This is a genomic window from Streptomyces sp. NPDC002537 (assembly GCF_053594975.1).
Genome location: NZ_JBSFWT010000003.1, coordinates 32,250 through 53,280 on the forward strand (window position 1 = coordinate 32,250; position 21,031 = coordinate 53,280).

General features: G+C 69.5%; 22 protein-coding genes. 20 read left to right on the forward strand and 2 right to left on the reverse strand.

What is annotated here, in order from left to right:
* The first annotated feature begins 40 nt into the window (after window positions 1–40).
* From ACWD4A_RS01995 to ACWD4A_RS02010, 4 genes are all read left to right on the forward strand, one after another.
* Window positions 41–415: a hypothetical protein gene (locus tag ACWD4A_RS01995; RefSeq protein ID WP_451188099.1), complete on the forward strand. Its 375-nt coding sequence runs from the start codon at window positions 41–43 to the stop codon at window positions 413–415.
* A 169-nt stretch (window positions 416–584) separates the two neighbouring features.
* On the forward strand, window positions 585–956 hold the full coding sequence (locus tag ACWD4A_RS02000) for a hypothetical protein (RefSeq protein WP_451188100.1): 372 nt from the start codon (window positions 585–587) through the stop codon (window positions 954–956).
* Between the two features lie 173 nt (window positions 957–1,129).
* Window positions 1,130–1,507 (forward strand): hypothetical protein, encoded by a 378-nt coding sequence (locus tag ACWD4A_RS02005; protein WP_451188103.1) that lies wholly within the window; start codon window positions 1,130–1,132, stop codon window positions 1,505–1,507.
* Between the two features lie 172 nt (window positions 1,508–1,679).
* A complete protein-coding gene (locus tag ACWD4A_RS02010) occupies window positions 1,680–2,054 on the forward strand; it encodes a hypothetical protein (protein WP_451188105.1) in 375 nt (124 codons plus the stop codon).
* A 13-nt stretch (window positions 2,055–2,067) separates the two neighbouring features.
* On the opposite strand, the gene ACWD4A_RS02015 is transcribed toward ACWD4A_RS02010, so the two are convergent.
* Window positions 2,068–3,540 carry a transcriptional regulator gene (locus tag ACWD4A_RS02015; RefSeq protein ID WP_451188107.1) on the reverse strand — a complete coding sequence of 491 codons (1,473 nt, stop codon included), beginning with the start codon at window positions 3,538–3,540 and terminating at the stop codon, window positions 2,068–2,070.
* 222 nt (window positions 3,541–3,762) lie between these two features.
* Here ACWD4A_RS02015 and ACWD4A_RS02020 point away from each other — a divergent pair, with 222 nt between their 5' ends.
* The 5 genes from ACWD4A_RS02020 to ACWD4A_RS02040 are packed head-to-tail and all read left to right on the forward strand — an operon-like array spanning window position 3,763 to window position 10,382.
* On the forward strand, window positions 3,763–6,531 hold the full coding sequence (locus tag ACWD4A_RS02020) for a PEP-utilizing enzyme (protein WP_451188109.1): 2,769 nt from the start codon (window positions 3,763–3,765) through the stop codon (window positions 6,529–6,531).
* Window positions 6,528–7,190, forward strand: a complete 663-nt coding sequence (locus ACWD4A_RS02025) for a gamma-glutamyl-gamma-aminobutyrate hydrolase family protein (RefSeq protein WP_451188110.1) — start codon at window positions 6,528–6,530, stop codon at window positions 7,188–7,190. The genes ACWD4A_RS02020 and ACWD4A_RS02025 overlap by 4 nt, the downstream gene beginning before the upstream one ends.
* 13 nt (window positions 7,191–7,203) lie before the next feature.
* Window positions 7,204–7,995 carry a phosphocholine cytidylyltransferase family protein gene (locus ACWD4A_RS02030; protein WP_451188112.1) on the forward strand — a complete coding sequence of 264 codons (792 nt, stop codon included), beginning with the start codon at window positions 7,204–7,206 and terminating at the stop codon, window positions 7,993–7,995.
* A gap of 6 nt (window positions 7,996–8,001) precedes the next feature.
* Window positions 8,002–9,399, forward strand: a complete 1,398-nt coding sequence (locus ACWD4A_RS02035) for a Mur ligase domain-containing protein (protein WP_451188113.1) — start codon at window positions 8,002–8,004, stop codon at window positions 9,397–9,399.
* Window positions 9,396–10,382 (forward strand): NUDIX domain-containing protein, encoded by a 987-nt coding sequence (locus ACWD4A_RS02040; protein ID WP_451188115.1) that lies wholly within the window; start codon window positions 9,396–9,398, stop codon window positions 10,380–10,382. The genes ACWD4A_RS02035 and ACWD4A_RS02040 overlap by 4 nt, the downstream gene beginning before the upstream one ends.
* Here ACWD4A_RS02040 and ACWD4A_RS02045 read toward each other — a convergent pair.
* Complete coding sequence (locus ACWD4A_RS02045) at window positions 10,351–11,682, reverse strand: UDP-N-acetylmuramate--L-alanine ligase (protein WP_451188117.1); 1,332 nt, start codon at window positions 11,680–11,682, stop codon at window positions 10,351–10,353. The two genes, ACWD4A_RS02040 and ACWD4A_RS02045, sit on opposite strands and share 32 nt — an antisense overlap.
* 227 nt (window positions 11,683–11,909) lie before the next feature.
* Here ACWD4A_RS02045 and ACWD4A_RS02050 point away from each other — a divergent pair, with 227 nt between their 5' ends.
* The 11 genes from ACWD4A_RS02050 to ACWD4A_RS02100 all read left to right on the forward strand — a co-directional run bounded on the left by ACWD4A_RS02050 (window position 11,910) and on the right by ACWD4A_RS02100 (window position 20,944).
* Window positions 11,910–12,515 carry a hypothetical protein gene (locus ACWD4A_RS02050; protein ID WP_451188118.1) on the forward strand — a complete coding sequence of 202 codons (606 nt, stop codon included), beginning with the start codon at window positions 11,910–11,912 and terminating at the stop codon, window positions 12,513–12,515.
* Between the two features lie 40 nt (window positions 12,516–12,555).
* Entirely contained in the window at window positions 12,556–12,831 is a 276-nt protein-coding gene (locus ACWD4A_RS02055; protein ID WP_451188119.1) for a MerR family transcriptional regulator, read from the forward strand.
* Window positions 12,832–13,321: 490 nt separating this feature from the next.
* Entirely contained in the window at window positions 13,322–14,683 is a 1,362-nt protein-coding gene (locus tag ACWD4A_RS02060) for a DUF6610 family protein (protein ID WP_451188120.1), read from the forward strand.
* Window positions 14,680–15,060 carry a preQ(1) synthase gene (locus ACWD4A_RS02065; RefSeq protein ID WP_451188121.1) on the forward strand — a complete coding sequence of 127 codons (381 nt, stop codon included), beginning with the start codon at window positions 14,680–14,682 and terminating at the stop codon, window positions 15,058–15,060. Before ACWD4A_RS02060 ends, ACWD4A_RS02065 begins: the two co-directional genes overlap by 4 nt.
* A complete protein-coding gene (gene queC / locus ACWD4A_RS02070; RefSeq protein WP_451188123.1) occupies window positions 15,057–15,734 on the forward strand; it encodes a 7-cyano-7-deazaguanine synthase QueC in 678 nt (225 codons plus the stop codon). Before ACWD4A_RS02065 ends, queC begins: the two co-directional genes overlap by 4 nt.
* A complete protein-coding gene (locus ACWD4A_RS02075; protein ID WP_451188124.1) occupies window positions 15,734–16,165 on the forward strand; it encodes a 6-pyruvoyl trahydropterin synthase family protein in 432 nt (143 codons plus the stop codon). Before queC ends, ACWD4A_RS02075 begins: the two co-directional genes overlap by 1 nt.
* Window positions 16,162–16,872 carry a 7-carboxy-7-deazaguanine synthase QueE gene (locus ACWD4A_RS02080; RefSeq protein WP_451188125.1) on the forward strand — a complete coding sequence of 237 codons (711 nt, stop codon included), beginning with the start codon at window positions 16,162–16,164 and terminating at the stop codon, window positions 16,870–16,872. The genes ACWD4A_RS02075 and ACWD4A_RS02080 overlap by 4 nt, the downstream gene beginning before the upstream one ends.
* Window positions 16,869–17,477 carry a GTP cyclohydrolase I gene (gene folE / locus ACWD4A_RS02085; protein ID WP_451188127.1) on the forward strand — a complete coding sequence of 203 codons (609 nt, stop codon included), beginning with the start codon at window positions 16,869–16,871 and terminating at the stop codon, window positions 17,475–17,477. The genes ACWD4A_RS02080 and folE overlap by 4 nt, the downstream gene beginning before the upstream one ends.
* A 29-nt stretch (window positions 17,478–17,506) precedes the next feature.
* Complete coding sequence (locus ACWD4A_RS02090; RefSeq protein ID WP_451188128.1) at window positions 17,507–17,977, forward strand: hypothetical protein; 471 nt, start codon at window positions 17,507–17,509, stop codon at window positions 17,975–17,977.
* Window positions 17,874–19,433: a terminase large subunit domain-containing protein gene (locus tag ACWD4A_RS02095; RefSeq protein WP_451188129.1), complete on the forward strand. Its 1,560-nt coding sequence runs from the start codon at window positions 17,874–17,876 to the stop codon at window positions 19,431–19,433. The genes ACWD4A_RS02090 and ACWD4A_RS02095 overlap by 104 nt, the downstream gene beginning before the upstream one ends.
* Window positions 19,421–20,944 (forward strand): phage portal protein, encoded by a 1,524-nt coding sequence (locus ACWD4A_RS02100; protein WP_451188130.1) that lies wholly within the window; start codon window positions 19,421–19,423, stop codon window positions 20,942–20,944. The genes ACWD4A_RS02095 and ACWD4A_RS02100 overlap by 13 nt, the downstream gene beginning before the upstream one ends.
* Window positions 20,945–21,031 lie beyond the last annotated feature (87 nt).

Genomic DNA, 21,031 nt, shown 5'->3' on the forward strand with positions numbered 1-21,031 from the left:
GCGAACCCCGACCGACCACCCGCAACCGAAAGGCGGACGGATGTCCGACGAGCTCGAAAGCAACACCCGGCGAATTCGCTACCTCCTGATGGACTCCTACGACCTCCTCGCCGACGTCGCGGAGAAGCTCCCGATGCCGATCATCCTCCCCGCCACGCTCCAGGATGAGCGATGGTCCGACCGCCGGGACGCCGTCGAGCGCGCATCGGCCATCTGCTACCAGATGCCCGGCACGTCAATGGCGGTGAGGGAGGCCTTCAAGGCGGCCTGCCTCTGCTGGTACGCCGCCTCGGATCTCCAGGTGGCCCAGCTCGACCGACCCAAGCATGTCCGCAACGAGGCGACCCGGATGCTGCTCATCCAGGCCGAGGACTACGTCGCACAGACCCGCCGCTACCTGGAAATGGAAGGCTGACAAGCCTCACCTCTCACCGCTCCCGGCGTCCAGCCGAGGGCGGTGCCGTTTTCGCCGATGCAACACCCCCAGGGGTGTTGCATCGCGATACTCGACTGCTGTAAGTTGATACTCGAAAGGGAGGGGCCGCGAACCCCGACCGACCACCCATAACCGAAAGGGGCTACCCATGGCCGACTGGCGAGACCTCAGCGAAGAGAACGGTTTCCGTCAACTGGCTCGCATGTACAAGCTGATCGCCGGAACCTGCTCCATGCTCCCCCTCCCGATCACCCTCGCGCCCGCCGAGAATGCCCGGTTCGGGGGCATCATCGAAGCCGTCGCCCGGGTTGCCAAGATCATCAACGAGAATCCGATCCCCACCGAGGTGGAGGCGGCGATCTTCGCGAGCTGCACCTACTGGCTCGCGGCCATGGAACTCTTCGCCGCATTCCGGGTGGAGCCGAAGGAGTATCGCGCCAACGCGTTCGCAATGCTCATCCTGGACAGCGAGGCCAGCCTGTACGCGGCAATCGACTGGCTGGCCAAGGACGGAAGTTAGCCGCACCAGCCCCACCCGCCCCCGGCCGCCAGCGGGGGGCGGGTGGCCCCATTTCCGGCGACGCCACCCAATAGAAGGCGTTGTGAAATGACACCCAAGCGCTGTAAAGTAAGACTCGAAGGGGAGGGGCCGCGAACCCCGACCCGCCATCCACACCCAAGAAAGGGGCCGACATGGCCGACTGGAAGGACGTCAGCGAAGAGCAGATGCTCACCAAGCTGGTGACCGGTTACGACTGCATCGCACTGGTCTGCTCGCTGCTCCCCCTCCCCATCGCCCTCCCCCCGGTCAAGAACGGTGCCGACCTCGGCGACCTGATCGACGGCGTCGCCCGCGTCTCGCAGATCAGCGACGAGCTCCCGATCGTTCCCGAGACGGTGATCGCGTCCCTGTTCACCAGCTGCACTTACTGGCTCACGGGGGCTCACATGTTCATGACGCTCATGGCGGAGCCGAAGGAGTACAAGTTCGACGGTTTCGCGATGTGCCTCCTGGGCTCACGGGACAGCCTGGCTGAAGCCGTCGACTGGCTCGCCGACAACCAGGAGTAGCCCGACCAGCCGCCCCCGGCATCCAGTCGGGGGCGGCTCCTGCAAGATCAGGAAGAGAAGAAGGACCGGCGGGGCCGAGCCGAAGCTCTCAGCCCGGGGGCTGTCGCGAAACCCCGCCGGTCACCACCCACCCCTCGAAGGAGGCGGAGCCCTTATGGTACTTCCCCGAGGAATGATCCTCGCCGAGATCGCCAGCCGATACGACCGGTCCCTGCCCACCGTGAAACGGTGGAGCACCGAGTCCGGATGGCCGGACCCCACGGGTAAACGGGGGCGCTGGCTGGAGTACGACCCGGTTGCCGTCGACGAGTGGGTCCGCAAGAACATCGCGCGCCCCACGGTCGAGCTGGAACCCGGGCGTCTCTACACCGCGCAGCAGCTCGAAGCCGTCGGCGCCGGTATCACCGCCGAAACTATTCGCGCAGACCTCTCTCGTGACCGCTGGCCCAGGCCCGACTCGACCGACGACGGCGTCAACCGCTGGCTGGGCTCCACCGTTATGTCTGCTCTGGCGAAACGTCGTGGCTACCGTAAGAAAGAATCCTGACGCTCCCGTGGCGTTACTTCCTGCCCTGATCCCACACGCCGGGCACCCCGGCTGCAGCGTCCCCGGCATCGACGAGGCGTTCGCGTAGATCGTCTACACCTGGCACGTCCCGATACGCTGCGGCTTCTCGCGCGAGGTCCAGGAACCTCCGTCGGACCCGGGCCGAGTCGACGCGCGTACCGATGGCCAGGGCCCGGCGTCCGGCCTCGCACGCGGCGTCCACGCCGCCGGTGACGAGGAGTGCTCGTGCTGCGGCGATGGCGTCGAATGCCGACGACCGGGCGCGCTTGGCGTCGCGTTGGGCGACTGCCGTGTTGAGGAGGTCGACGGCTTGGGCGGCGTGGGCGGATTCGCCGCTGGTCCGGGCGAGGAAGAGCAGGACTTCGCCGAGGGTGGAGCAGAGTTCCGCGTGGTTGAGGTAGGCGACGTAGGCGGGTGTCTCGTCGGTTTCGTCCTCGGTGAAGATCTCCTGGGCAAGGCCGATGGAGCGCAGGGCATCGCGGGGGATGCCGAGGAGGGCCGCGAAGCGCGCGTCGAGGGCGTGGAGGCCGGCACGCAGGACGGGGCTGGCCGTGTTGCGTGCTCCGTACAGGGACAGGGCGATGCAGTCGCGGGCCAGCTGCGGGTGTCCGACGTATCCCCACACGCGGGCCAGGCACTGGAGGAGGTGGGCGGTCAGGTTGCGGTCGCCGCTCTCGCGGGCGGCCTGGACGGCCATGGTCAGGTAGCGGACGGCCGTCGGGTAGTCGGCGGAGTCGTGTGCGGCCCAGCCCACGACTCCGCAGAGGTCGCCGAGCTCTCGGAAGAGAAGACGGCCGGTCGTCTCTGTGTACGTGCCCTCTTTGATGAGGCTGTTGGTGGTGGCCAGGTGGGCGGCGGCCATGTAGAGCATGCTCGCGCCACCGTGCCGGTTGTCCATCTGCCTCAGGGCTGCGGTGTGAGCGGCGATGCGTTCGATGTCGGCGGTGTCGAGACGGCCGTGCGAGGTGACGGACGGCAGTGGCCGGGGGCTCTTCCAGGACCAGGATTCGAGCGCGCTGAGCAGTTCTCGCGGCTCTTCCGGTGGGGCGGCGTCGTCGCGCTTGGTGTGCGGGCCCTGGGCGAGAGTGGTGCTTGCGGTTCGCCGGATGTCGCGGAGGGTTTCCGTGGGACCGCGGTAGCGTGAATTTTCGTCGGCCGGGCTTGGGCCGAGGCCGAGATCGGCGGCGGACAGCCGGTAGCCGGTGCGTTCGGAGAGGACTTCGGCAAGCAGGCCGGGGACCGGATCGCGCGGGCGCTCCCCGTTCTCGATCCAGCGGCGAACTCGTGAGCCGTCGGGCCGTACTTGGTGGTGGCCGCGCTCGGCAGCCCGCTCGGAGACGGCACGGGCGAGGGCGTTCTTCGATATTCCCGACAGGCGGAACCAGTAGCGCAGCGCTGTCTCACCGGCGAGGTGCGCGTCGGGGTCGCCTTCCGGCAGCGGGGTCGGCGCTTGGTCCTGGGGCATGGCGAGCGTCCCGGTTCTCGTGAGCCGCGGTGCACAAAACGGCTGGAGGGCCTTGCTGCTGACGGTAGCGCACATTATGCGAAGCGGTACCTGCGGCGGTCGAGGGCGCGTGGCTCGGCGTTTGAAGGCGCTGTGTCCGCCGGGTTGTTCGCTCAGTGCCCGCTGTCTTGGCCCGCCGGTGGGCGAGCGTTCATCGTGGCCGGGACTGGAAGGAGGCATCGGATGACTGCCCACGTCTCGGTCGTCCTGCCCCGCCCGCTTCGCGGCCGGGAGGCATGGACGAACCCTGCCCGGCTGAGCGGTGTGGTCGCACAGGTGTTGGATCAGCCGCCCTTGTCCCTCGACCTCACCACGACCCCGCCGCCGGTCCAGGACGTGCTCACGCGGGAGAACCTCTCCGCCGCGCTGTGGCTGCCCCATGCGGCCGTACCGACCGAGGCATGCCGGTGCGTGGTGTGGCGGGACCACGGCGTCGGCGTCTGGACCGGAGAAGGGCCGCTCCTGCCTGGCTACAGCTTCGGCCGACAGGCACTTGAGGCGTACACGCGCTGCACAGCGAGCGGCTGCCGTCGGGGCGCACTCAGTGTCGCTGAGGCAGCACGGCACCTGATCCAGTATCACCGCGTGCCGCTGACCGGCCCACGGAAGGGGCTCGCCCCGTGGTCTGACGGAGAGCAGCGGGCAAGGCTGCTCTTGCGCGGTAAAGACGTCTCCTTGCGGAGGCTGGCGGTACTTCTGCCGAGCGTCCGCGTGGACCCCGGGCTGTCGGTGACCTGGCAGGCCTGGGAGAGCAGCCCCCGGCGGGCGCTCGCGGCGATCGCTGCCAGGTACCCGGAGCAGCCGGTGATCGTCCGCTCCTGTTCCAGCAGCGAGGACGGGTGGGACCAATCCCGGGCCGGGGCATTCGCCAGCGTGCCCGTACCACCGCCGACACCACCGGAAGCGATCGCCCAGGCCGCGCAGGAGGTATTCGCCTCGTACGGCGAGCAGCACGGGCCCGACGCGCGCGTACTCGTCCAGCAGTGGCTGCACCCGGTGCAGGCGGCCAGCGTGGTCACCACCCGAACCCTGTTGGGAGCCCCGTACTACACCGCAACCGTCGATACGGACTCAGGCCGTACGGACGCGGTGACCGCTGGGACAGGGCAGGGCCTTCAGACCTGGTACGTGCGCCGCCGCCTGGCCGGGCCAGGTCATGGTGCGGCCAGGCTGCCGTCGGTGGTCGCGCATCTGCTGGGCGCCGCGGTTGAGACCGAGCGTTGCGCGGGCACCAGTCGCCTGGACGTGGAGGTCGCGCTCGTCGATGGCACGGCTCACCTGCTTCAGGCCCGTCCCCTGGCTGCCGCGCGCGTGGTCGACGACATGGCCGTCCACGCGGTGGTCGACAACGCGCGACGGCAGGTCGTCCGGATCGGCCGGCGCCCCAGCGTCCTTCCGCGTGGCGGGGCGGAGGTGGTGCTGTCGAACATGGCTGACTGGAATCCGGCCGAGATGCTCGGACGGCGCCCTTCGGCGCTGGCTGCTTCCCTTTACCGGGAACTTCTCACGGACCGGACATGGGCGGTGCAGCGGGCCGCCTACGGTTGCCGAGATCTGCGCGGTACGCCCCTGATGCACGTCGTCGCCGGGGCCCCGTACGTCGATGCGACTGCGAGTCTGGCCTCGTTCCTGCCCGCTGGTCTGGACGAGGCGCTCGCCGTCGCCGTGCTGCGGGCGATGGTCGAGCGGCTGGTGGCGGACCCGTCCGCACACGACAAGATCGAATTCGAGATCGCGGCAACCTGCTGGACGCCGTCCGTCACCATGCGCACCGCATACCTGGCGGAAGCTGGCATCGGTACCGCTGCACGAGCGCGGCTGCACGACCAGTTGCTCGCCCTGACCCGTCACGGAGTTCAGCGCCTCCCGGCCGATCTCGCAACGTTGGACGGCACCGGCGCACCGACACCGGCGGACACACAACCGCAGAGGCTGGCGACCACCATCGCGACTGCGCGGACGGCAGCGGTGCGGTTCGCCCACCTCGCCCGAGCGGCGTTCGTGGCCACCGATCTGCTCCGAGCGCTGGAGGCGGACGGCCTGGCCGACCGGCGGGAGGCGTGGATGCGCGGCCTGGGCACGGTCACCACGGTGCTGCGGCGGGATGCGGCCGCCACGGCGGCCGGGCGGCTGAGCTGGGCCGAGTTCGTGACCCGCTACCGGTGGCTCCGCCCCGGCACCTACGACCTGACCGTACCGACGTACGGTGACGACCCGGATGGTTACCTGCGTCCCCTGCTCACCCGCGCCTCCACGGCACCGGGCGAAGCGGTCGCGGCACCGTGGAGCGAGCGCCATGCTGCCGCCGTGGACCGGGCAGTGGCCCCGCTGGGCCTGGACGTGCAGGAGCTGGAGGCGTTCTGCCGCGCCGCGGTCACCGGTCGGGAACGCGGAAAGGCCTTGTACGCGGCGTGGGTCAGCGGGGTACTGGAGGCGGTCGCCGCCCGCGCCGCTGCCTGCGGGGTCGGCCGAGGCGACGCACAGCACCTGCGCATCGGTGAGGTCCTCGCCGTCCAGCCAGGACGGTGGCCTCATCTGATCGCCCGTCGCCGGGCCCGGGCCGATGTGTGCGCGCTCATCGAACTGCCTGATGTGATCACCCGCGCGGACGACTTGGACTCCTTCGCCCGTGGCCGGAATCGGGCCAACTTCGTCACCACCGGCCGGGCGTCCGGGCCGGTGGCCGCCGACCCGGCCCCGGCGTACGCGCCCCCGCCGGGCGCGGTGATCGTGCTGGAAGCCGCCGACCCGGGCTACGACTGGGTCTTCGCCTACCAGCCCGTCGCACTGGTCACCGCCTACGGTGGCGCGAACAGCCACATGGCGATCCGCTGCGCCGAGCTCGGTATCCCTGCCGCCATCGGCATCGGCTCCGCCGCTCACGCCGTATGCGCGGCCGCGCGGCACCTGGCCGTGGACGCGGCCGCAGGACGCGTGGACGTGCTGCCGTGACCGCTCACTCCGGTGTCGGCTGGGTGGCCGTCACCCAGCGCCGTGTGCGCTTCGACCACCGTGGAGAAGAAGGCGACTACCTCGACGGCCGGTGGATGTCGCTGCTGTCCGACCACCGGCTGATGCTCGTTCCCAACCACCTTGCTGTGGCTCGCCGCACGCTCGTCGGGCTGTCGCTCGCCGCGATCGTCCTCAGTGGCGGCAACGACCTGCTCGCCGCGCCCAGTTGCACCGATCGCGCTCCCGAGCGGGACGCGGTCGAGGACTGGCTCCTCCAGCACGCCGAACGATGCGTGGTGCCCGTGGTCGGGATCTGCCGTGGCGCCCAGGCTCTCGCCGTCCGCGCGGGAGCCCGCCTCGCCGACGGCGCCGACGAGCACGCCGGAACCCGTCATGCGGTCCGCGCCGTCACCGCGACACCGTGGGGGTGGCCGAAGGAGTTCACGGTCGCCTCCCACCATCGGTATGTGCTGCCAGCCGACCGATTCCCCGCGGATCTGCGGGTGCTCGCCCTGGCCGACGGCGACGACACGGTCGAAGCCTTCGCGCACCGGCGCCTGCCCTGGTGGGGTCTGATGTGGCATCCCGAGCGCGAACAGCACCCCGGCCCCGCCACACGAGCCCTCCACCACCTGCTCCGCACCGCTCGATCCACCTGACAGGGGGCTTCACATGCACGCCGTCGTCCTTGCCGCCGGCCGGGGCTCGCGCCTCGGCCTCCTGAGTGACCAGCGCCCCAAATCTCTGCTGCCGCTGGTCGGTATCCCGCTGCTCACCCGCCTGCTGGCCAGCTTGAACACCGCCGGATGCACACCGGTCACGATCGTCACGGGCTACCGCGCCGACGCGCTCGCCGCCCACGCCCCCGCGTGCCGCACCGTGCACAACCCGCGCTGGGAGCAGACCAGCATCGCCGCGAGTCTCCTGGCCGCCGCCGATGCGGGGGCTCTCGACGACGGCGCGGTCATCACGTACGGGGACATCGTCGTCGAGCCGATCGTGTTCACCGCCCTGCTCGCCGCGCCGTCGGCCGAGGTGTGCCTGCCGGTCAACACCGCCTGGCTGCGCCTGTGGCAGGCCCGCATGGACAATCCGCTCGACGACGCCGAGCGCCTCCTTCTCGGCCCCGACGGTCGGCTGCTCGGCATCGGCGGTACCCCCGACGGCCTGGACGAGGTGCACGCCCAGTTCATGGGCATCATGCGCCTCACCGCGGCCGGGGCCGCCGACTTGACCGGCTTCTACCAGCATGCTCTGCGCCGGGACCCGATGGCAGCCCGCTGGGACATCACCGCCCTGCTCGCCGCCTGGTTGAGGGCAGGTGGCCAGGCCACCACCGTGTCGGTCCCCGGTGGCTGGCTGGAGATCGACACCCCCGACGACCTCGCCGTCTACGAAAATCTGCACGCCCAGGGCGCCCTGAAAGACCTGTGCGACCTGACCACCGCCTCGGAGAAGGAGTAGTTCACGATGCCCGACACCCTGATGCCGCTCGCTGGTCAGCATGTGCACTTCAGTGGTCTGGGTGGCAAGGGCATCGCCCCCGCCGCCTCCCTCGCCCATCAAGCGGGCATGCGCGTCACCGGCGACGACCTCGTCCCCAACCACCGCACCAGCGCTCTGGCCGCCGAAGGCATCGCGGTCACCCTCGGCGCCAACGTCCTCCCGGACGGTGCGGCCCTCCACGTCGCCAGCGCTGCCCTGCCACCCGGCCAAGGTGATGGACCGCGCAGGATGGCCCGGCTGGAGTTCGTCCAGCACCTGTTCACCGCGCACCGCAAGCGGTTGATCGCCGTGGCCGGCTCGCTGGGCAAGTCCACCGCCGCCACCCTGCTCCACCGCGTCCTCGCTCCGCTCGCCCCCTCCGCGTACATCGGTGCCGACGTTCCCGGACTGTTGTGCGGCGGGCAGCTCGCCGCGGGTGAGTGGGCCGTCGTCGAAGCGTGCGAGTACCAGGCCGCCTATCGGGCCCTCAGCCCGGAAATCGTCATCGCCCTCAACCTGGTACAAAACCACGAGGACCATTTCGGCCCAGGCACCACCGGGTTCGAGCGTAGTCTGACCGGGTTCCTCACAGACTCGCCTGCCCCTCCCCGATTCGCCGTCCTCACCGAAGGGGTCGCCGCCCTCCTCGCCCCCCGCCTCGCGGCCGCCGGGAACAGGCTGAAGGTGGAAACCGTCGGCGAGGACGCCGACTGGAGCGTCGACATCACCAGCGCCGACCCCCAAGGCACCAGCTTCCGCCTCGCGCAGCACGGCACCGACGCCGGAACGTGGACGGTTCCCGCCCCGGGCCGACACCTGGCCACCGCGGCCGCCTGCGGCCTGGTTACTGCCTTGCATCTCGGAGTCAGCCCTGCCGACAGCGCGGAAGCACTGGCCGGCTTCCGGCTGCCGCGCCGCCGGATGAGCACCATGCACCACGACGAGCGGCTCGTCCTCGTCGATGACAACGCCCGCCAGCCCGGTCAGGCAGCCGCTCTTCTCCAGGCCCTGCGCCAAGCCCACCCCGAGCGGCACCTGGTCATCGCCGTCGCTCCCTGGGGCCGCAAGAACCAGCGCGACCTCGCCACCTGGGCGCTGGGCCTGTCCGAGGCCGACACCGTATGGGTACTGCCCGTCGGCGACGCCGCCGTCCCCGGCGGTGAGGCACCCGATGCCGACGTCCGGCTCGCCGAGCTCATCCGTCTGCAAGGGACTCCTGCCTACGCCATCAGCCCTGGCGGCGCGCTGCCGCTGCCAGAGAGCCGGGTCGCCGGGCCCGTCGTGATCGCAACCGCCGGTTACGACGCCAGTCTGAAGACGTTCTCCGCCCTGCACGACCAGGCCATCGCCGTTTTCGGCGCCGAGCCCTGCGCGGCCGTATGAACGCCCATCGCCGTGCGCGGGGCGTCGTCTCCCTGCTGATCGCCCTGGACGACGGCCGCGTCGTCGTCGATGCCCGCGGCCAACTCCCGGCCATCGGTCTTCCGCCCGGAGAGCACCTGTCAGGCGCGGTGCGGCACCTCGAAGACTGCGTCAGCTTGGCCTATGGCGTCGCGCACCTGGCCGTAACCGATGACACCGAGGCCGAAGACGGCACCGTCGTCGACCATACGGTTGTGTGGCGAGGGCTACTTCCCGGTTCCTGGGCAGTGCCGACGCCGTACCGCGCGGCGCCAGTCGGTGAAGTCCTGGCCGCGCTGTCGGAGGGGGAGGCAGCAGCGCGGCTTCGGGCGGCCTGCCGTGCCGGGCTCTTCGGCAATACCGTCCGTTTCCGACGGGGCCGTCGTCCTGGGGCCCGTCCCAGCAAGGCCGAACGCACACGGGCCACTTTCACCTGGCGCTCCGGCACCCACGTGCCCAAGGGGCTGGAGGTTCGCCAGGTATGGGGGTGGCTTACCGACCAGCAAGGCCGCGTCCTGGTGCTCCTGGACCACTCCGGGGCGCCGAGCCTGCCAGGCGGCCGACCCGAGGCCGGCGAAAGCCCGGTTCAGACGTTGGCCCGTGAGGCTGCTGAGGAAGCTTCCGCTTGCCTCGGCACGCCGGTCGTCGTCGGCTTCCAGCAGGTCACCGAGCACGGGCAAGCCCCCTACGCGCAGCTGCGGATGGCGGCGCCGTTGCTGAGGCTCGGACCGGCGCGGCCTGACCCGGATAGCGGCGAAACGTACCGACGCGTCCTCGTCCCCGTGCGGCAGGCCAACCTGTTGCTCGGCTGGGGGCCGGAGGGCGACGCCCAGGTAGCAGCCGTCGCGGCTTCCTGTCCCGCCTCCGTGTCCGCCGTGCTCGAACACGTCCCCGAGCAAGGGTCTGCGTCAACGGGCACGGAGAGAAATGGGGTCAGGGCACCAGGCCCTCGGCCAGGGCATTGACGTCACCGGCGCCGATCAGCATCACCACGTCACCGTCGGCGGCCTCCTGCCGCAAGTGCCCCAGAAGTTCCGCCCGGCCGGGCGACATCCGCATCCTGGGCGCCCGGCTGGTGGTGTCGGCAGCAAGTTGCTCGGCCACGTGCGTCCACTCCTGCGGATCCTCCCGCGCCGGATACACCGGCTCGACCCAGGCGAGATCGGCGGCGGCCAGCGCGTCCAGGAACTCGGTCCGGAACTGCTGGGTACGGCTGAACAAGTGCGGCTGGAAGACCGCGAGCACCCGCCCGTGGCCCGCGACCTGGCGGGCGGCGGCCAAGGCGGCCGCGACTTCCACCGGGTGGTGGGCGTAGTCGTCGTACACCCGCGCCCCCGACGCGGCCCTGCCTCGCAGCTCGAACCGGCGCGCAAGTCCGGGAAACGCTAGCAGCGCACTGCGGATGTTCTCGGCCGTGCACTCGTGACGCAGCGCGACCTCGACGACCAGGGCGGCGTTGTGCAGCTGATGCACTCCGGGCTGGTTGACTTCGTACACCTCGCCGTGCAAGAGAAATCGCATCGGCTCGCCGTCGATGAGCTCCGGCTCCACCACCGTCATGTCCGGTACGAAGGGCCGCAGATGCCCTGCGGCCTGGGTGGAGACCACCGCCGACTCGGCCTTCGCGGCGAACTCGCCCAGCACCTTCGCCACGTCGGTGATGTCCTGGTAGGCGCCGCCGTCCCCGACGTGGTCGAGGTCGACGTTCGTGACCACCGCGGTGTGCACCTGGTAGGTCAGCAGGCTCTTGTCGGACTCGTCCGCCTCGATCACCAGAGAACCGCCGGAGCCGGCCGCCGCGTGAACCCCCGGTGGCCGCAGCAGCGCGCCGACGACGTAGCTCGGGTCCTTGCAGCAGAAGGCCAGTACGTGCGCCAGCAGCGCCGCCGTGCTCGACTTACCGTGCGCGCCGCCGACCGCGACCGTCTCGTGCAGCGCTGTGATCTGCGTCAGCAGCTCGGAGCGATGCAGCTCACCCAGCCCCTTGCGACGGGCCTCGGCGCGCTCGATGTTCTCCGGCTTGATCGCGCTGGAGAACACCACCTCCGCCGGGGCGTCCGGGACATTGCTCGTGTCATGACCAACGGCCATCCCTGTCACGCCGTTGCGCTCTAGGGACTGCGTATAGATCGTCTTCTTGGCGTCGCTCCCGGTGACGCCGGCGCCCATCTCCCGGGCGACGAGGGCCAGTCCGGACATGCCGCAGCCCCCGATCCCGATGAAGTGGAACCGTCGGTCAGCGAAGGGCTTACGGGCATCTGGCATGGCCCCGGAGTGTAGCCGTCGACGAGGGGTTCGCCCGGCACCCATGTGGATCGGCGCGGCCGAGTACCTGCGGCAGGCACAATTGTTCACACGCCCCGCACCGATGCCGGGAGGCCACCGTGCTCACCCCCTGCCCCGGATCTCACAACAACGCCTGGCGCCGCGCTGAAGAAGCGCGCGTTGAACACGGCACACCGCACGAGCTCACCCCCGTGTACGGCAGGCCCGTGCACTGCGCACGGTGTGCCGAACGCGCCTGCGCCGAGCTGCTCGCCCTCCCCGAACTCCTGGCAGCCGTTTGGCTGGAGGCACTCCACGGGGGCGGCAGGCCGAAGACCGGCACCATCGGCCGCAGCTCCAGCGAACCTCCGTGGCCGGGACAGGCGTCCCGGCTCCTCACCGATCACATCGTCGGCGGCCTCCTCGCCCTGGAGGACGACATCCGCGACCTGCGGCGCCTCAACTCCCGCACTGAGCAGCGGCGTGAAGGCGTGAGCGTCACCGCCTCCGTACGGTTCCTCGACGCGCACCTGGAGTGGGCACTGGAGCACCACCCCCTGGCCGGTGAGCCGCATGACCGCCTCTCGGGCAACCCGGCGGCGCAGATCCACGCGTGGCACAGCGCCGCGACACGGTTCACCAGCCGCGGCGCGCGACTGGAGCACCACCGGGTACCGTGCCCGCGCTGTGAACTGCTGTCGCTGTGCCGGGAGGACGGGGACGACTACATCGCCTGCCGGAACCCGGAGTGCGGCCTGCTGTTGACCCCAACAGAGTTCCAGACGCACGTAAGCCGCCTGGCGGAGGAGCTCGGGCGGGAGGCCGCTGCTTGACGCGGCCGATCACCCGTGTCAGATTTGTGCACGGATAGCTATGTTTCCTGGAAGGTCCCGCTTATGGCGGGGCCTTTTGTTTTGTCCGGGGGAGGTGCGCGTGTTCCTTCCCGATGACCTCGAACATGCCTTGTGGACCACCGCTGAAGCCGCGGAAGCCGCAGGAGTAAGCCGTGACGTGATCTACCAGTGGAAAGCCCGGGGGAAGCTCACCCCGGTCGCACGACGTGGCCGCCCCCGCTACCGCGCGCTGGACGTGCTCAGAGCAGAAGCGGCTACTCGTACGCGGGCATGCCGCATCCACACGGCTTCGTGAACGACCTCGTTCGGGACAGGCCGACCTTGATGAATCGCAACCCATCGGAGGGCGGCCCGTGAATAAAGTCGACATCTCGCTGCCCCAGCCGGTCCACTCCGTGACGGTCGGGCTCCAGTGCCGGGCATGCAGCGATACGGCCGTCGTCCATTGGCGACGACGGCTCACTGACGAGGAGTTCGCCGCGCACACTGCTCTGGAACGGTCGCGGAGGGAAGCTGTTGTGCAATTGTCCGACCTGCGGGAGCCTGTCCTGCCGTTCGGGCCGCTGCCGATGCCTGCCGATTGCTCTATCACCGTCTTCGCCTGCGCCGACCACGCCATCGCCCTCGATGCCGCAGCCCTCATTCACCAGGCCGCCTGTACCGCTCCGAGTATTCGCGATCTGCCTGGCTGCAATTGCACACCGGAACCAGCGTCGGCCCCCGACGCCGCCGGGCCCAATGCCCGCCCGCTCCCACCTGGCTGGTCGTGACGGAAGAGTTGAGTGATGGGTAGACGAGCGGCTGCCGCCCCGAAGGAGGAGCGGGACCTCACGGGTGCAACCTACCTGCGTACGGCCGATGTTCCTCTCGATGAACTGACAGCGTACGCAGGCAATGCCAAGCGCGGGGATGTCGAAGCCATACGTGCCTCGCTGCGCAAAAACGGCCAGTACAGATCCCTGGTCGTCCGTGAGGTACCCCACGGGCCGCTGATAGTCCTGGCCGGCAACCACACGAAAATGGCTCTCGCCGCGGAGGGATTCTCCGAAGCCCGGTGCGAGATCATCGAGTGCGACGATGCGGCGGCGCGGCGGATCAACCTGGCCGACAACCGGACAGGCGACCTCGGCTCGTACGACGACGTTGCCCTCGCCGAGATCCTGGCGGGCCTTCGCGGGGAGTTCGACGGCTCTGGCTACACCGAGCACGACCTGGACTCGCTCCTCGCATCCCTCTCCGGGCCGTCATGGGCCGAAGGGCAGGCCGCCGAGATGCAGGCCGACCCGGTCGGCGAGAAGCCGGGCGCCGCGAATTCCGACAGCCCGTCCCCGTCCGGACGGACCCTCCACCGCGATGTTGCCATCGATGCCATCTTCTCCATGGGCCGACTTTCTTCCATCACCCTCGCTGCCTACGAAATGGGTTTTCTTCCCGGCATCATCTCCACATCCCTTGGCGCGGCCCGCGATATGGCGCAGCGGCTCCCCGGGGTGCGGCTCGGGTTCATGGACAACGAATGGCACGACTACGACCACGCCGTGCACGTCGCCGCCGTGGCGGAGACGAGGCCGAAGTACGCGACTGTGCGCGACGCCATGACCAAGCAGCAGTGCGAGGAGACCGGCGTCGAGTTCCTGCCGCTGTCTCGTATTCTGGAGATGGCGGAGGACGTCGCTGAGCATGCGGACAACGTCATCGTCATTCCCAAATACGACTGCCTCGACAAGATCCCCGAGCAGTACGTCGTCGGCTTCTCCGTCCCCACCTCCTACGGCGGGACACCGATGCCGATCGAGTCGCTCCGTGGCCGCCGCATTCACCTGCTGGGCGGTTCCTGGACCAAGCAGCGCCAGTACCTCGCACTCATGGGGGACGACGTGGTGTCGTTCGACAACAACCACCTCCTCCGGGTCTCCGAATTCGGCGACTTCACGTATCCCGATGGCACCCGGGGGCGGCTGTCCCGTCTGTCGGACAAGATGCCGCGGACCTGGCAGGCCGCCGCGATCCTGTCGCTGGCGAGCATCCGCACCGAACTCAACGACATGTTCGCCGCGAACCTGAAGCCCGTGGTGGGCGACGGCACGGCACCCACCACAGGCTTCTCCCGTGCGGAGGACCCCGACGACGAGCAGGATGCCGCATGAAGGTCCCCCGCTACCTCGGTCAGACCGTCGGCCATGCGATCAGTGCGGACGCCCTCGACACCGTGACCGTCCCGGAGAACGTCGGCCTCGTGGCCTACCGCACCACCGAGCTGAGCGCCCTGTGCCCGGTGACCGGGCAGCCGGACATCTACGACGCCACGATCAGCTACCAGCCGGACGGCCGGTCCCTGGAGTCCAAAGCGCTCAAGCACTACTTGTGGGGCTTCCGGGACAAGGGCATCTACTGTGAAACCCTCGCCGCGACCCTCGCCGACGACCTCGCAACCGTCCTCGGGACGCCCGTCACCGTGGAACTGCGCCAGCAAGTCCGCGGCGGCCTCACCCTGTCCGCCACCGCCAGCCGGGGGGCATCATGAGGCGCCCCCTCGCCGTCCTCGCCTTCTCAGGCGGCATGGACTCCACCGCCCTCGCCGCGCACTACCATGCTGAGGGCTACGTCCTTCTCCTGCTGTCCTTCGACTACGGGCAGCGGCACACCCGCGAACTGACGTCGGCCCGCGCCGTCGCCGAGCACTTCGACGCCGAACACCACGTCATCGACCTCACCGCGCTGGGCAAGCTGATGCCGGGCTCCGCCCTCACCGATCCGCTCGTCGACGTCCCCGACGGCTACTACGCCGAGGAATCCATGCGCGTCACGGTCGTGCCGAACCGGAACGCGATCATGGCAAACGTCGCTGTCGGCATCGCTGCCGCCCGTCGCGCCAGCATCGTGGCACTAGGCATCCACGCCGGAGACCATGCCGTCTACCCCGACTGCCGACCGGAGTTCCTCGACGCGCTGCGCACATGCGTCGCGCGCGCCCTGGACGGCCTCCACACCCCTCGGGTAGAGGCCCCGTTCGTCAACCGTTCCAAGACCGAGATCGCCGCCCTCGCCGACGTCCTCGGCGCGCCGCTGCACCTGTCGTGGTCCTGCTACAGGGGCGGGGAGAGGCACTGCGGCACCTGCGGCACCTGCACCGAGCGCCGCGAAGCCTTTGCCGACGCCGGGCTGGCCGACCCCACCGAGTACGAGGCGGCCGGGTGATGAGCCGGAGCGAGGTCACTGTCCGCCACAACTTCGAGGCCGCGCACCGCCTTCCGTACCTGCTTGGCAAGTGCCGCTCGCTCCACGGTCACTCGTGGTGGGCGCAGGTCACCGTCTCTGCCCCCGAGCCCCGTGAGGGACTGGTCGTCGAGTTCGGCCCGTTCAAAATGGCTTTGCGGTCCTGGATCGACGAACACCTCGACCACGGCGTGATGCTCGGCCCGGACGACCCGCTCGTGAGTGTGCTGCGGGGGCACGACTGCAAGGTGTACGAAGTGCCGGGCTGGCCCACGGTGGAGAATGTCGCTGCGCTCCTGGCCGACGTCACCGACCGCGCGCTGTCCTCGCTGTCCCGGGCTCCGGGAGCGCGGGTCACCCACGTCGAGGTCCGCGAGACCCACGTCAACGCCGCCTCGTGGAAGGCCGAATGACCACCGGCTCGTCGCTGGTCGTCGCGGAGGTGTTCGGCCCCACGGTGCAGGGCGAAGGGCCGTCACTCGGCCGGCGAGCGGGATTCATCCGGCTCGGCGGCTGCAACCTCACCTGCACCTGGTGCGATACGCCGTACACCTGGGATGCATCCCGCCACGACCTTCGGGCCGAACTCCGGCGTGTGCCCGTCGGCGACATCGCGCGGCGCGCCCTCACCGGTCGGCCGGAACTGGTGGTCCTCACGGGCGGGGAACCGCTGCTCCACCAGCACCAACCGGGCTGGGCCCTACTCCTCGACCACCTCGCCGCGGCCGGTGCGGAGGTCGAAGTCGAGACGAACGGCACCATCGCCCCCTCCTCTCGCACGGTGGAGGCCGTGACCCGGTTCAACGTCTCCCCCAAGCTGAGGCACGCCGGGGTCGATGAGCACCGGCGCATCCGCCCTCCCGCCATCACGGCCCTGCACACCACGGGCAAGGCCACGTTCAAGTTCGTCTGCCGCACCCCCGACGACGTCGCCGAGGTGACCCGGTATGCCACCGCCTGGGATCTGCCCCCGTCCCTGGTCTGGATCGCCCCGGAAGGCACCACGAACGCCCGTATCGCTGCCCGCATCGCCGCAGTGGCCGATCCGGTGATCACCGCTGGGTTCAACCTGACCACACGCCTGCACGTCCACGCCTGGGGGGAGGTACGCGGCCGATGACGACGATTACCGAGCTGCCCCACATGACCACCGTCGAGGCCGATCAGGCCCTAGCCCGAGGGATCACCGCCTGGCTGACCGCCCGGGGTCTGGATCCGCAGAGCGCGGAATTGGCCGATACCCCAACCCGGGTGATCGCCGCCCTCGCGGAGTTCACCGTCGGCTACGACCAGGACGCTGCCGTGCACCTCGCCCGGACCTTCCCTGTGGAGCACTCCGGACAGCCCATCGTCGTGACCGGCGTGCCCTTCACCAGCCTGTGCGGCCACCACCTGCTCCCCTTCTCCGGAACAGCCACCATCGCCTATCTGCCCGCCCCCGGCGCGCCCGTGGTCGGCCTGTCGAAGCTGCCGCGCGTCCTTGACGTCTATGCCCGGCGGCTCCAGACCCAGGAGAACCTCACTCAGCAGATCACCACGGCCCTCGACACCCACCTGGACACCCTCGGCTCGGCCTGCCTGATCCGATCCGTCCATGGCTGTCTCGCCCACCGCGGAGCGCGCAAGCCCGGCGCCGCCATGGTCACCGCTGCCTACACAGGCGCCCTCCTCAGCGACCGGCAGGCCCGGTCCGACCTCCACACGCTCATCAACACCACACTGTGACCCGGGAGCAGCACGGAGGGGAGGTGGCCATGCCCGCGTCGAGAGCCCAGCAGGCCGCGACCGCTGAACGCCGCGCCAAGGCGATCGGTCTCCGCCTGGCGGGCTTGGACTTCGACACGATCGCTGACCGCCTCGGCTACTCCAGCCGCGGCGCCGCCACCAAGGATCTGCTCCGCGCCCTGGAGGTGAGGCACGCCGAGCAGAGCGCCCAGGCCGAAGTCCTGCGCAGCGTGGAGGTCCAGCGCCTCGACCGCCTCCAGGCCGCCGCCTGGGCCCTGGCCCTCCAGGGCGATATGCGGGCGATCGACACGGTGGTCCGCATCATCGACCGCCGCTGCCGGCTCCTCGGCCTCGACGCTCCCGCGCGGATGGAGGTGCTGAGCATCGATGCCATCGATGAACAGATCCGCCTCCTCTCCGACCAGCTCGCCGCTGCTGACAGCGAAACTCAGCAAGCTGCTGGAACTGCGGGAACTGACGGCAGCGGTCCGGCGCCGTGAGGCCGACCGCCTGCGCAACCTCGACGTCTTCGCGCTCCTGGGCTACGAACCCACCGCCCGGCAGCACGACTTCCACAACGCCGACGAGTTCGCGGTGCTCTACGGCGGGGCCATGGGCGGAGGCAAGTCCCGCGCGCTGACCGCGGAGGCCATCCGGGCCTGCATCCGCTACCCGGGCCTGCGAGTGGGGGCGTTCCGCCGCACTTATGGGGAGTTGAAGGAGAGCCTGCTGGCCGAGCTGGCGCAGCTCGGTTATGCCTCGGCGGTCGGCGGGCGCTGGAACGGCGGCGAGTACGAACTCCGCTTCTCCAACGGGTCGCTGATCATGTTCCGGTACGCGGAGAATCTTCAGGACGCCACACGTCGGCAGGGTGGCCAGTACCAGCTGTTGATCTTCGATGAGCTCACCCTGACCCCGCCCGATGTCGTCGCCTTCCTTGAATCCCGGCTCCGCTCAGGGCGCGCGGACGTGCCGGTCCTCGGCGTGCGCTGCGGCTCCAACCCCGGAGGCCCCGGCCACGCCGCCGTCAAGGCCCGCTATGTGGATGCCACCGGTTACGGGCAGCGCGTCGCGGTTGACGCCCGCGGCCGCACGGTGCGGTTCATCCCCTCCAAACTCGCCGACAACCCGCACCTGAACGCCGAGTACGCGGCGGACCTCTCGGCGCTCGGGGAGACGATGCGCCGCGCCTATCTCGACGGCGACTGGGACGTGTTCGCCGGGATGGCTTTCCCCGAGTGGTCCCATGACCGGCACACCATCGCCCCGACCGCGCTGCCCGCGCAGTGGCGGCGCTACAACGGCCTCGACTGGGGGTACAGCAACCCCTGGGCCGTGGTCTGGCTCGCCCTTGATGAGGACGGCCGGGCCTGGTTGTACCGGGAGATCTACGCCCGGCAGGTCGGCGAAGCAGAGCAAGCCCGCCAGATCCTCGCCGCCGAAGCCGATGACGAACACGTCGCCGCCCGCTACAGCGACGACGCCATGTGGGCAACCCGGGGCGACGCAAAGCCCATCGCGGCCGTCTATGCCGAGAACGGCGTCCCTCTGACCCCGGCAGGCAAAGGCGGCCGCGTCGCCGGATGGCAGCGGCTACGGTCCTACCTCGCCGACGCACCGGCCTGCCCGCACCACCGGACACTCGGTTGGGAAACCTGCCCGAAACTGCACGTCTTCACCTCCTGTACCGACCTGATCCGCACCCTGCCCACCCTCCCGTTCGCCACGACCGGCGACCCCGAAGACATCGACACCAACGCCGAGGACCACCTCGCCGACGCGCTCCGCTACGCACTGATCAACCTCGGCAATGAGGCCCGCTTCCACTTCCCGGGCCTCGAACCCGCCATACGCCCGGTCGACCCGAACGCCGCGGGCCCCCAAGCGGCGCTCCCAGCACCGTCAATCGGCGGCTTCCCGATCCTGAACGGAGGGGGTGACCCGTGGGCGCTCTGACCTGGCTCCGTGAGCGCCTCCGCGGCGGCCCTGCCGCAGAAACCGTGCCGCTGTCCGAATCGGCTGATGCGCCCACCGCCGCCCAGGTCCGGCGCACCGGCTACGAGTACGGCATCCCGCTCAATACAGCGACCACGACGTCGCAGTTGGCGGCTACCTCGGAGCGCCAGCAGGTCCTGGCTCAGCTCCATCAGGCGTACATGTCCTGCAACTGGGTCTCGGCCTGTGTGGACTTGATCGCGCGGACGGTCACTGCCGGCGGCCTCCAGGCCGTACCGGAGGACAACGGCGGAGGCACCCAAGCATCGGAATCGCCGCAGGTGAAGCGGCTGCGTCGGCTGATGAGGTTCTGCAACCCCCGTGAAGACATGGTCCAATTGCTGCGTAATGTGACTACGGATTTGGTCCTGTTCGGGGATGCCTACCTTGAGGTCGTCTCGATGCTGGGCGAGCCGGTCGCGCTGTACACCCTGGATGCCACGACGATGACCGTGGTGGCCGACCAGCACGGCGAGGTCTCCGGGTACTTCCAGGACGTCGACGGCGTCCGCCGGGCATCATTCGGCCCCGGGCAGGTCATCCACATTTCGCTCGACGCGCCACGCGGCGGCCTGTACGGGGTTTCCCCGGCGCAGAAGTGCTTGTTGCCGGTAACCGCTTGGCTTTTCACGATGGCGACGCTGAAGGAATGTTTCCGGCGTGGTGACCCGCCGCGCGTGCATGTGGATTTGCAGCATTTCCAGGACTCGGATGTACAGCAGTGGCGCGAACAGTACCGGGTATTCAATTTGGGCCCGAAGGCGGTAGGCGAGCCGCTGTTGACGACGGGCGGCGGCATGGTGCAGGTCCTCGACCAGCGTAAGGTGGCCGACTACCTCGATGCCGACCGACAGCTGCGGGACCAGATCATCGCCGCCTTCGGAGTACCGCCGGCGAAACTCGGCATCATTGAGAGCGGCAACTTGGGCGGTGGCACCGGGGAATCGCAGGATAAGACGTACCGGGTCAACACGATCATCCCGGTGGCGAACCTGATCCTGGAGAAACTCAACTTCCACCTCTTGCAGCAGGGTTTCGGGGTCGACAACTGGCATCTGGAGTTTACGGAGATCGACTACCGGGACTCGAAGGTGGTCGAGGAGATCCGTGAGATGCGGCTGCGCGCCGGTGCCTACTCCCTGAACCGGTGGCGTGCGGAGATCGGTGAGCCGCCGGTGGATGGTGGGGATAACCCGATCTTCATGGAGCGGACGTTCATCGCCGACTGGGCCAACATGCAGGATCTCGCGAAGAGTTTCATCGTCCATAACCTCGGCGGCACCGCAGCCCAGCAGCCAGGAACTCCCGCGCGGGACCCGAACGGCCTGGCTTCGCCACCTACCGGCCAGGGCCCCCAGGACCCTGAGGACAAGCCGGGCCTTGTCAAGGATGCGGCCCAGGGAATGCCGCCCCTGGAGGTGTGGGATGACCTCTACCGGCGGTGCCTGGACGAAGTCCTCGCCCGGATCTGACCCAGCTCTGGAGCATCTGTGAGGTCAGAGCCATTTTCTGTTTCCTATTCGAACATGAAACGGAAACCCCTGGCGCCTGAGACGACC